Annotated in this window: 13 protein-coding genes; 8 read left to right on the top strand and 5 right to left on the bottom strand. The window is 58.9% G+C overall.

What is annotated here, in order from left to right; genetic code table 11:
- The first annotated feature begins 2 nt into the window (after positions 1-2).
- Positions 3-929: a glutathione synthase gene (gshB, locus tag SYNC_RS12205; RefSeq protein WP_011620549.1), complete on the top strand. Its 927-nt coding sequence runs from the start codon at positions 3-5 to the stop codon at positions 927-929.
- Positions 930-958: 29 nt separating this feature from the next.
- On the opposite strand, the gene SYNC_RS12200 is transcribed toward gshB, so the two are convergent.
- Entirely contained in the window at positions 959-2,389 is a 1,431-nt protein-coding gene (locus SYNC_RS12200) for an isochorismate synthase MenF (RefSeq protein ID WP_041427132.1), read from the bottom strand.
- 70 nt (positions 2,390-2,459) lie between these two features.
- On the opposite strand from SYNC_RS12200, the gene menA reads away from it, so the two are divergent.
- The 5 genes from menA to SYNC_RS12175 all read left to right on the top strand — a co-directional run bounded on the left by menA (position 2,460) and on the right by SYNC_RS12175 (position 6,156).
- Positions 2,460-3,404 carry a 2-carboxy-1,4-naphthoquinone phytyltransferase gene (gene menA, locus SYNC_RS12195; RefSeq protein WP_011620547.1) on the top strand — a complete coding sequence of 315 codons (945 nt, stop codon included), beginning with the start codon at positions 2,460-2,462 and terminating at the stop codon, positions 3,402-3,404.
- 5 nt (positions 3,405-3,409) lie between these two features.
- Positions 3,410-4,396 carry an o-succinylbenzoate synthase gene (locus SYNC_RS12190; protein ID WP_041426758.1) on the top strand — a complete coding sequence of 329 codons (987 nt, stop codon included), beginning with the start codon at positions 3,410-3,412 and terminating at the stop codon, positions 4,394-4,396.
- 80 nt (positions 4,397-4,476) lie between these two features.
- Complete coding sequence (locus SYNC_RS12185) at positions 4,477-5,703, top strand: AMP-binding protein (protein WP_011620545.1); 1,227 nt, start codon at positions 4,477-4,479, stop codon at positions 5,701-5,703.
- Complete coding sequence (locus tag SYNC_RS12180; protein WP_011620544.1) at positions 5,681-5,959, top strand: TM2 domain-containing protein; 279 nt, start codon at positions 5,681-5,683, stop codon at positions 5,957-5,959. Before SYNC_RS12185 ends, SYNC_RS12180 begins: the two co-directional genes overlap by 23 nt.
- Positions 5,959-6,156 (top strand): hypothetical protein, encoded by a 198-nt coding sequence (locus SYNC_RS12175; RefSeq protein ID WP_148201911.1) that lies wholly within the window; start codon positions 5,959-5,961, stop codon positions 6,154-6,156. The genes SYNC_RS12180 and SYNC_RS12175 overlap by 1 nt, the downstream gene beginning before the upstream one ends.
- Here the strand turns inward: SYNC_RS12175 and SYNC_RS12170 are convergent.
- The 3 genes from SYNC_RS12170 to SYNC_RS12160 are packed head-to-tail and all read right to left on the bottom strand — an operon-like array spanning position 6,153 to position 8,253.
- The gene (locus SYNC_RS12170; protein WP_011620542.1) at positions 6,153-6,611 is read right to left on the bottom strand and encodes a thioesterase family protein; all 459 of its coding nucleotides are present in this window, start codon (positions 6,609-6,611) and stop codon (positions 6,153-6,155) included. The genes SYNC_RS12175 and SYNC_RS12170 overlap by 4 nt on opposite strands.
- A 38-nt stretch (positions 6,612-6,649) precedes the next feature.
- On the bottom strand, positions 6,650-7,051 hold the full coding sequence (locus tag SYNC_RS12165; protein ID WP_011620541.1) for a DUF2752 domain-containing protein: 402 nt from the start codon (positions 7,049-7,051) through the stop codon (positions 6,650-6,652).
- A gap of 17 nt (positions 7,052-7,068) precedes the next feature.
- Positions 7,069-8,253 (bottom strand): NAD(P)H-quinone oxidoreductase subunit H, encoded by a 1,185-nt coding sequence (locus SYNC_RS12160; protein WP_011620540.1) that lies wholly within the window; start codon positions 8,251-8,253, stop codon positions 7,069-7,071.
- Positions 8,254-8,298: 45 nt separating this feature from the next.
- Between SYNC_RS12160 and rsmH the strand changes: the two genes are divergently transcribed.
- The gene (gene rsmH / locus SYNC_RS12155; RefSeq protein WP_011620539.1) at positions 8,299-9,231 is read left to right on the top strand and encodes a 16S rRNA (cytosine(1402)-N(4))-methyltransferase RsmH; all 933 of its coding nucleotides are present in this window, start codon (positions 8,299-8,301) and stop codon (positions 9,229-9,231) included.
- On the top strand, positions 9,228-9,776 hold the full coding sequence (locus SYNC_RS12150; RefSeq protein ID WP_011620538.1) for a DUF456 domain-containing protein: 549 nt from the start codon (positions 9,228-9,230) through the stop codon (positions 9,774-9,776). Before rsmH ends, SYNC_RS12150 begins: the two co-directional genes overlap by 4 nt.
- Here the strand turns inward: SYNC_RS12150 and SYNC_RS12145 are convergent.
- Entirely contained in the window at positions 9,763-10,521 is a 759-nt protein-coding gene (locus SYNC_RS12145; protein ID WP_011620537.1) for a hypothetical protein, read from the bottom strand. The genes SYNC_RS12150 and SYNC_RS12145 overlap by 14 nt on opposite strands.
- Between the last annotated feature and the right edge of the window lie 10 nt (positions 10,522-10,531).

The raw sequence follows: 10,531 nt of genomic DNA, 5'->3' as shown, positions 1-10,531 counted from the left end.
CCATGCGCCACCTCTTCGTGTTGGATCCGCTGGATCGGATCAACCCTGCAAAAGATTCCACAGCCGCCTTGATGCAGGCGGCTCAGCGCGCCGGCCATGAGGTCTGGGCGGCTACGCCTGCAGATTTGATTGCTCTGGGTGATGAGCCCTTAGCGGTTGCTGTGCCAGTGCAGCCCGATCCCTGGATTGAGATCGGCGAACCAGAGCGCTGTCCGCTCAATCGCTTTGGAGCGATCTGGATGCGGAAAGATCCTCCCGTTGATGAGGCTTATCTCTATGCAACCCACTTGCTCGATGTGGCCGAGCGAGCGGGTGCCTTGGTGCTGAATCGTCCGGCATCGCTGCGTAGTTGGAATGAAAAGCTTGGAGCCCTGCGCTTCAGCCGCTGGATGGCTCCCACACTGGTATCGGGACGTGTTTCGGAGCTGTCGGCCTTTGCTCTTGAACAAGAAGAAGTGGTTTTGAAGCCCCTCGGGGGAAGGGCTGGCTTAGGTGTTGTGCGCGTTTCAGCGTCCGCGCCAGGACTTGGGGCGTTGCTTGAACTGGTCACGGAACAGGGCTCCCTTCCGGTGATGGCTCAACGCTTTCTGCCTGCCGTCACCGAGGGCGATAAGCGAATTTTGCTCGTGGATGGAGAACCCCTGGGCGCCGTGAACCGCAAGCCCAAAGAGGGGGAGTTTCGAAGCAATCTCGCCGTTGGCGGCTTTCCGGAGGCCACGGAGCTCACGGAGCGTGAACGCTTGATCTGTGAGGCCTTGGCCCCGGCTTTGCGCTCGGAGGGTTTGTTCTTTGTGGGTATCGATGTGATCGGCGGGATGCTGAGTGAAATCAACGTCACCAGTCCAACGGGTATTCGCGAGGTTGAGCGACTGATGAATGTGCCCCTGGCCGACATGGTGATTGCTCGCCTGAGTGGTTCTTCGTCCTGATCTCAGGAAGGAGAAGCTTCAAGCCGTCATCACTGGAGTGGCGTCTGCGTTCGCCCCCTATTCCCTGAGTGAAGATCAAGCTGGTCGGCCAAGACGGCCAGCTTTTGGCTGACCTCCTGAAGCTCCCGTTCGGCAATGGATCCCCGCACAAGGCCAGCTCCTGCGGTGAGATCAAGTTGGTTTCCGCGCAGGTGTCCGCAGCGGATGGCAACCCGCAATTCCGCATCACCGGCTTGGTCGATCCAGCCGATGGGCGCTGCATAACCACCGCGTTCGAATGGTTCCAGTGTTTGCAGCCAATGCATCGCCTCCCTCCTCGGCAAGCCCGCTACCGCTGGAGTGGGGTGGAGTGCGGCGGCGAGGGCAAGGGCCTGATGCCCTGTGGCATCGGCACAAATAGGGGTATGAAGGTGGATCAAATGCCCATGTCGTGCCAGTTGGGGACGCCGAGGCCTTTGGGGGGTGAGTCCCTTTTCGCCAAGGCTGTCGCTGATCGCCTTGACCACTAGTTCATGCTCATGACGGTCCTTACTCGACTGCATCAGGGTGTCGCCGCCTTCCCCTCGTCCTGCAGTCCCAGCGAGGGCATCACTGCGCAATCGCCCGTTACGCAGATTGAGCAGTCGCTCAGGGGAAGCTCCAAAAAAAGCATCGTTGCTTCCTCGTTGCCAGAGGAAACGGCAGCTGCCCGTCTGCTGATGCCGCAGCCGTCGCAACAGAGGTAAGGGAGAGAGAGGTGTGGTGAGTTCGATCGATTGACGCACTGCCAGCACCAATTTGTGCAGCGCTCCATCGTTCACTAATTTCAGCCCTTGCTCGAGAGCTGGTTGATAGCGCTCTTTCCAGCAACCCACTGGGGTGCCCAGAACCATTGCATCGTCTTGCTCAGCGAGTGGCGAGGTTGCGTTGAGCACTTCGGCCATCTGCCATAGCGCTTCCGTTAAAACACGAACATCGGAGTCATCGCAGGCATGGCCATGCATCCGCAACCAGCTTTGTTGGCCATGCCGACTCAATTGCCAGCGTGGGAGCAGCGCCTGCAAGCAGGGAACGGCGTCAATATTTTCCTGCTGCTCCTTGCTTTGTTCAAAGAAGCTGAAGGCCAGCAAGACCCTTGAACGGGCCTGGCAAGGTGCTTCAGGGCTGGCATCAATTAAGCGTTGCAGGGTGGTGTCGCTGAACCGTTGAGCAATCTCAAATCGCCGCGGACCTGCCAGCTCAAGGTGTTGGCATTGACCAGCCGCAGCGAGGCAGAGGCCTGGGGCGCTGTCCCATAGGAAACGAAAAGAGCTGTCTGCCGCCAGGCATGGCAACTGTTTGAGAGGATCCTGAGGGGCTATCGGCAGGGCGATGCTGAAGGTGCCCTCCTCGACTTGGCGCTGATTCCAGGCGCGTTGAGCCCTCTCCAGCAGGGTGCCGAAAGATTGAGCAGCCGTTGGTTGTTTGAAAGCGGCTGTCATGCGCGGGCGAATCAGTGCAGCATCCTGTTCAAATGTATGAGCCATGTCGCGGCGTGTCTGGATCTAGCCCATGCCAGATCCCCAGGCTGTCGCAACCCGTTACGCCATGTCCGATCGTCAACGCCTCTGGAAGGCCGCAATCAAGTGGCGGATGTATTCGGTTGCTGTGATGCCCGTGGTGTTAGCAGCGGGCTGGCGACTGGGTGTCCAGGCGTCGGTGCGCTGGGATCACTTTTTGGGGTTTTTGCTCGCGGCGGTGCTTCTTCTCCTTTGGGAGAACCTCAGCAATGACTTGTTTGATGCAGAAACAGGCGTTGATGTGGCCGGCAAACCTCATTCGATCGTGGCGCTTGTAGGGCAACGCCGGCCTGTACGTCGTTGGGCTTGTCTTGCGTTGCTTTCAGGCCTGGCCTTGATGTTGACGCTCGCGTTGCGAAGTTCGTTCGCCGTGCTTCCTCTGGTGCTCGTGAGCTGTGGGATGGGATACCTGTATCAAGGTCCACCCTTCCGGTTGGGGTATCGGGGATTGGGGGAGCCTCTCTGTTGGCTGGCGTTTGGGCCGTTTGCTACCGCAGCAGCGTTGCTTGTGTTGGCTCCTGCTGATCAAGCTGCAGTGCCTTGGCAACTCGCTCTGATGCTTGGCTCAGGCCCTGCACTTGCAACGTCTCTGGTGTTGTTTTGCTCCCACTTTCATCAGGTCGATGAGGACGCAGCCCACGGCAAATGCTCCCCGGTGGTGCGTTTAGGTACGGCCAAAGCGGCCAGCTTGGTGCCCGGGTTTGTGGCAGGCACCCTCGCGCTCGAATGGGTGCCAGTTCTTCACGGTGATTGGCCTCTCACGGCCTTATTTAGTGCGATTGGCCTTCCAGCGGCAGCGGCGCTGATTCGTTTGCTGCGTGATCACCATGCCGAACCGGATCGAATCACTGGCAGCAAATTTTTGGCGCTCCGTTTTCAGGCTCTCAATGGTCTTGGCTTAAGTGCGGGATTAGCGCTGGGCCCCCTCCTGAGTTGAAAGGCATGGAGCTTCGGTTGCAGATCAAGCCCTATGTGTTTCAGCTCAGCCAGCCGCTGCTGACGGCCGCAGGTTTGTTGCAGCACCGTCGGGGGTGGTTGTTGCGCTTGGAGGACTCGGCCGGCCGTCTCGGATGGGGAGAGGTGTCGCCCTTGGAGGCTGATCAGTATGAGGCTTGCCAGGTCGCCTTGGTTCGGATGATGGAGCTTGGGGTGGTCTGGACTTTCAGCAGCCTTGAACACTTGCTCGCAACAGTGCCAGCAGCGTTGGCTTTCGCCCTTGGTGCTGCCCTGGCTGAGCTGGATGGCGAGCTGGGGAGTGCCTCCCCTGCTGGTTGGCTACAGGCGCCAACGTCGGCGTTCTTGTTGCCGGCAGGAGTCGCGATGCGGGATGCACTGGATCGCTTGTTGTCCTCAGTGGATTCCAACTTGCCTTTCACTCTCAAGTGGAAGGTGGCGGTCTGCAACCTCGAGGAGGAATGGTGCTTGCTTCAGGGGCTGCTCGACAAACTTCCGTTTTCCGCCCGAGTGCGGCTCGATGCCAATGGCGGCTGGGACAGGCTTCAGGCTTGGCGATGGGTGGAGCAGCTTCGCGGGGATCCACGCTTGCAGTGGTTGGAGCAACCGCTTGCGGCCGATGACTGGGAGGGCCTTCAGGCCATCGCTGCAGTGGTTCCGGTTGCTCTGGATGAGTCTTTGCAGGCCCATCCCGCCTGGCGCGATCAGTGGGAGGGCTGGCAGGTGCGCCGACCGTTGTTGGAGGGAGACCCAAGGCCTCTCCTGCGGGATCTGCTTCGGGGTAAGCCTCGCCTCATGCTGAGTACATCGTTTGAAACCGGGATTGGTGGCCGCTGGTTGGCGCACCTATCGGCTCTCCAGGCTCAAGGGGAAACACCGGCGGCTCCTGGGCTGGCCCCAGGGTGGTGTCCGGCTGGCCCATTATTTAGTTCCGATCCGTCAGAGGTGTGGGCCGCAGCTGAGGTGAGCGGGTGAGCTCCGACTTCCAGGCACTGGTGCCATTGGTGGTGCAACCCGGGGGAGGCAGGGAGACCTTCGCTGCCCTGCAGCAAGCGGTGGAGGCCGGGCATTGGTTGCACCTACAAGCGGTGCAGGCTGGCGGGCGTCCAGTCGCTGGGGACCTTTCAAGCCCTGCCTTTGATTGGCCGCTTGGCGGAGGTGTGGTGTTGGCCAGTGGTGGCAGCCAGGGGGGGCGCAGCTTGTGCCTCCAGCCCTGGACCCACTTGGATCGCTCTGCTGCAGCGTGTGGTCGGTGGCTGGAGGGGATTGGGCTCAGCCCCGAGGGGTTGATCTTGCTCAACCCCCTGCCGCTTCATCACATCAGTGGCCTGATGCCCTGGTGGCGAGGTCGTCTTTGGGGCGCACAGCACGTGTCGCTTCCGCCTCCCTTGATGAAAGATCCGCCGTCCTTGCTGGCGACCTGTTTGGACTTACCTCGTTGGGGCCAGAAACAGGCTGTGGTGTCTTTGGTGCCCACACAGCTCAAACGGTTGCTGGATCACCCAGAGGGGATGGCGTGGTTGCAGCATTTGGCGCTGGTTTGGGTGGGAGGAGCCGGCCTGGCTGGACCCCTGGCTGAGCGTGCTCGCGAGTTAGGGATTCGCCTTGCTCCTTGTTATGGAGCTACCGAAACAGCTGCGATGGTGGTGGCGCAGGCGCCCGAACGCTTTCTTCAGGGCGAGCTGGGCTGTGGTGCGCCCCTCGATGATGTGGAACTGCACCTGGATCGGGATGGTGTGTTGAGGGTGCGGACGCGGCGTTTGGCGCTCGCGCGCTGGCTTGATGGTCGGCTGGCCCCTCTTGTGGATGCCGAGGGCTGGTGGAGCAGCGGAGATGCGGCCGCTTTGATCACCGCAGGAGATGGGGCTCTAAACGTTCAGATACAAGGTCGGATCGATGGTGCAATCCATTCCGGTGGTGAAACGGTGTTCCCTGAGCAGCTCAGTCAACGCCTGCTGCATCAAGCCCAGGAGCAGGGACTGCCGTTGGAAGCGGTGCTGCTGCTTCCGATTGCCAGTCAGGAATGGGGGCAGCGTTTGGTGGCGTTGGTGCGTTGCCGTGATGGCTGGATCGAGTCCGAGGGCTGGGCTTCTGTTCAAGCCAGCCTGCGCTCGATGACCTCAGGCTGGCTACCGGCCGAGCAGCCCATGCAATGGCTGGAATGCGCGGTTCTTGAACCTTCGTTAGAGGGCAAATGGGAACGGGGCCGTTGGCAGGACTGGTTGGAGTCGCAAGAATCAAGTCTTCTGCGCTACGTCCATGACCGTGCTGTCGGAAACTGAAATCAGCAACAAAAAGCTGGCAGCAGGTCTGTTGGGCGTTTTTTTGGGCTCATTCGGAATTCACAAGTTTGTATTGGGATACAACAACGCCGGAATCATCATGTTGGTGGTGAGTTTGGCGGGCGGTGTTGTGACATGCGGCATCGCGACTGGTGTGATGTCAGTCATTGGAATGATTGAAGGCATCATCTATCTCACAAAATCCACAGACGAATTCCGGGAGATGTATCTCGAGCAGCAAAAGGCTTGGTTCTGATGGCAATGCCCCGTGCTTGGCCATCAGTGACCACCTTGCTGCTAGCCATGGCAGCTGGCGTCAGCGGAACAGCCTTATCCACTCATGCGCATGATGGCTTTCATCCTTTGGTGATTGCGGCTTGCATGCTGCCGCTCCAGGTTGCTGGATTGGTGTGGGCGATCACTGTTGTGTCTTCGCAACGACGCTGCCCTTAGATCGGTTCGAGTCTCCCTACGGTTGAAGCCTCCAGCCAGAGATCGATGGGTTCCGGCAAGGCGCAACGCCTGCGACTTTCAGACTCGATGGCTAGGTGCCGAATGAGACCACGAGCAACATCCATATCCTCGAGCTGGAAGCGGTATTTCACCTCGAAGCAGCCGGGGTTGAGCCGTTGAGGTTCGAGAAGGATCCGCAGGTCATCGCCGCCATGCACTGGCCGTTGGAAATCGGCTTCGCAATGCACCACTGGTAGGGCCACGGTTGGCACCTGACAGATATCTCGACAGCCTGGGAAGATGGCGGCCGCGGCGATGCCATAACGAGCCAGGCTCTCTTCCCAGGCTTCGTGGCACCAGCGAAATAGCTGGTAAAAATGCACGACGCCGGCGGCATCGGTTTCCCCAAAACGCACGTTGCGTTGGAGCTGAAGCCAGTGGTCGGAGGATGGCACGTGATGGAGAAGGCGACGGAGAAGCGCAGTAGATGGGCTCAGCCTGTTGCTGGAAAGCCTGGCGAACCAACGACTCCGAAGCCATAGCTGAGCACTAGCCGAAGCAGCCAATAGAGAACGAAGGCTGAGGTGATGATGCTCATCGGTGCAAGAGCGACACGCACCGGGATCAGCCGTCGCTTGCGTAGAGCCATGAGGCTCCAGCCAAGCAACGCTGCCGCCACGATTGGTCCAAACAGATGGAAGCCCAAGGAAAGTTGAAAGTCGCCGTTGAGAGCGGCTGAGGTGGCTCTAGTGAGGTAACACCCCGGACCGGGAATCCCTGTAAGGGCTCGAAAAGGGCAGCCCCAGCCAGGAACTTGTGGGTGGCGTCCTTTCAACCACAGAGCGGCGGTCAGGGCGCTTGGGATGAAGAACCCTGACCGGCGAAGTTGGCGCACAATGAGGTTCAGATCGTTCAGCGATCAACGGATCCCATGATCACGTCGATCGAGCCCAGGATCGCCATGATGTCGGCAACTTTGTGTCCCTTCAGGATGTGAGGAAGGATCTGGAGATTGTTGCTGTCAGCCGCCCTGATCTTGAAGCGCCAGGGGGTGACATCGTTGTTGCCCTGGATGAATACTCCGATTTCACCCTTGCCTGATTCCAGCCGGGAGTAGAGCTCCCCATTGGGAATCTTGAACGTAGGCGCCACTTTTTTGGCCACGTATTGGTAGTCGAATCCGGCAAAGGCACTGTCTTTGCCTTCTGCCATGCGGTGGGCTTCGAGATTTTCTGTAGGGCCGCCGGGGATCATGTCGCAAGCTTGGCGCAGGATTTTCAGCGATTGACGCATCTCTTCAATGCGCACGCGATAGCGAGCAAAGCAGTCACCCTCCTTCTCGCTGGCCACATCCCAATCGAAATCGTCGTAACACTCGTAGTGATCCACCTTGCGGAGATCCCAAGGCACACCGGAGGCCCGCAACATTGGACCTGACAAGCTCCAATTTATCGCCTCTTCTCGGCCGATGACGCCGAGTCCTTCAATGCGGCGACGGAAAATGGGGTTGTTGGTGATGAGTTTTTCGTACTCATCAATTTTTGGACCGAACCAATCGCAAAAATCCTTACATTTCTCCAACCAGCCCCAGGGCAAGTCGGCGGCAACACCACCGATGCGGAAATAGTTGTTGTTGATCAGTCGCTGACCCGTGGCCGCTTCCCAGAGGTCATAAATCATCTCCCGTTCACGGAAGATGTAAAAGAACGGTGTTTGAGCACCAACATCAGCGAGGAAGGGGCCAAGCCAGAGCAGGTGGTTGGCGATCCGGTTGAGCTCCAACATCAAGACCCGGATATAGCTAGCCCTCTTTGGCACAGGGATGTTGGCGAGGCGCTCTGGAGCGTTCACCACGATCGCTTCGTAAAACATGCCCGCTGCGTAGTCCATACGGCTCACGTACGGCACGTACATCACGTTGGTGCGGTTCTCGGCGATCTTCTCCATGCCGCGGTGGAGATAGCCGATCACTGGCTCGCAATCCACAACGTCTTCACCGTCCAGGGTCACGACGAGCCTCAGCACCCCATGCATGGAGGGGTGATGGGGGCCGAAGTTGACCACCATCGGCTCGGTGCGCGTTTCCAGCTGCGTCATGATGAGCCGAGATTCATTGCGTTATCGGGATCTTAGGAAGGACCGATGCCCGATCACCCGCTGTCTTCTGGTGTGGCGTTCAGCCACGTGCCCGTATTGGCTGAAACGCTGATGCAGGTTTTGTCTGAGCAGCCCCCAATCCTTTGGCAGAACACAGCTGTCATTGACGCCACGCTTGGCGGTGGTGGTCATAGCAAACTCATCCTGGAACGCTTTCCTGGCGTGCGTTTGGTTGGCTTGGATCAGGACCCCTCCGCTAGGGCTGCTGCTGCTTCCAGGCTGGAGCCCTTCCTTGATCGCGTGCAGATCGTTCCGGTGAACTTTGCCGCGTTTGAACCACCGGAACCGGTGTCGCTGGTGCTGGCAGACCTGGGGGTGAGCAGTCCCCAATTGGATGTGGCCTCCAGAGGATTCAGCTTCCGGCTGGACGGTCCCTTAGATATGCGCATGAACCCAGTGGCTGGAGGTGAAACGGCAGAGGAGATGATTGCGCGGCTGGATGTGAATGCCCTTGCTGACTTGATTTACGCCTTTGGAGAGGAACGCTTGTCTCGCAGGATTGCTCGACGGATTAAGGCGGATTTGGAGGCGGAAGGCGCCTATGCAGGCACGGCGGCATTGGCTTATGCCGTGGCTGGTTGTTACCCCCCCAAAGCACGACGGGGAAGGATTCATCCCGCCACGCGCACCTTTCAGGCGCTGCGGATTGCCGTGAACGATGAACTGGGGGTGCTGGACCGATTGCTTCAGACAGCGCCTGGATGGCTGAAGCCAGGGGGTGTGCTGGCGATCATCAGTTTTCATTCGTTGGAAGATCGTCGTGTCAAAACCGCTTTCCTCCAAGAGGAGCGGCTCGAGCGGGTCACGCGCAAACCGTTCATGGCCTCAGAACAGGAACAGGCAGACAACCCGCGCAGTCGCAGCGCAAAACTAAGAATTGCCAGACGGAGGCCCGACACCGCTCGGTCTGGGCCATGAATGTCCCATTGTCTCTCGACTTGTTCTGGTGGATGGCGCTGTTTGTGCAGCTGCTGGCCATTCCAGGCACGCTCTTGCCCTTGCTCCCAGGTTTGATCTGGCTTCCTGTGGGTGGATTGATTTGGATCGTTGCTGTCGGATGGCAACAGGCCTGGCCTGAGCTCGTTGTCGCTTTGCTGTTGTTTGGTCTGGGGCTCGTTGCCGACCTCTTGGCTTTAGGCCTGGCCTCGATGCGCCTGAAGGCCAGCCGTTGGTCAGCAGCAGGGGCCGGGGTGGGTCTGCTCTTGGGGGTGTTCGGCCTCCTACCCGCCCTTCCGTTTGGAGGTCCATTGCTTGGGGCCTTGTTCGGCCCCTGGCTTGGGGCCCTGGTGGTGGAAACCTGGGTTAAAAAAAAGCCACCCTTGAATCTCGGGTGGCTCGAATCATTACGGCAAGGAGCAGTCGTGGGGTTAGCGGTGGTGGCCGGACTGCTTGTGAGTCGTCTGGCTCAGCTGGTTTTGGCACTGCTCGGCGTAGTGGCCTTTATCGGACTCAGTTCTCGCTAAGAAAACCGGTTTGATCTTCTGTGCCAAACAGTTGGCGGTAGGCCGCTGTTGAGATGCAGATCACCAAGGGGCTAGCAACCAGGAGGCCAACTCCGTTGAGCAGGAGTCCAATCCCCAGGATCACAACTTCCACGATCAGGAGCAGGAGCATCCACCACCAGCTGGGATCCACGACGGCTCTGCCACGCTGAATTTTTTGAAGAGGATTGCCTTCTTCCGCGATCGCAATGAAGGGAAGGAACTTTTGATTCACCCCCAGATAAAGAAACACGATGCCGGCCACCAGGCCAGGGATCACGGCCAAAGCCTGATTGATTTGGAAAAGGCCAGTGCCGATGGCAACGGCGATGAACAAAATGATCACCAGAACAATGGCTAGCACTAACTGGTTGATGAACAGGCGACCTGCCGCTTGACCATCCCAGCGAGTGAGGTCTCCAAAAGACGGCTTATGGCCACTAAGGGCCTTCCATGCTCCGCGAATCAGGCCTGTGACCGCCCACAGGCTGATCACGGTGCTGCCAATCACGGAGATAATCATCAGCAGGACGGTGCCTGGATCAAATCCTGACCCTGCTGAGGATCTCATGGCGGCTGAATGGCTGATCACTTGAAAGATCAGCCCCAGCGCGCCCGATAAAAGTGTGAAAAGAACAAAGGGCAATGGCGCTTTGGCGAAGCCTGACCAGCCATCTTCAATCGCTTGCAGGACTTGGAGCCTGCTGCTCTCCGTGGTGTCGCTCATTGCCAGATGT

The organism is Synechococcus sp. CC9311 (genome assembly GCF_000014585.1).
Taxonomy (GTDB): Bacteria; Cyanobacteriota; Cyanobacteriia; order PCC-6307; family Cyanobiaceae; genus Synechococcus_C.
The sequence above is the reverse complement of the archived record's forward strand: the minus strand, read 5'-3'. Positions and strand labels throughout refer to the sequence as shown.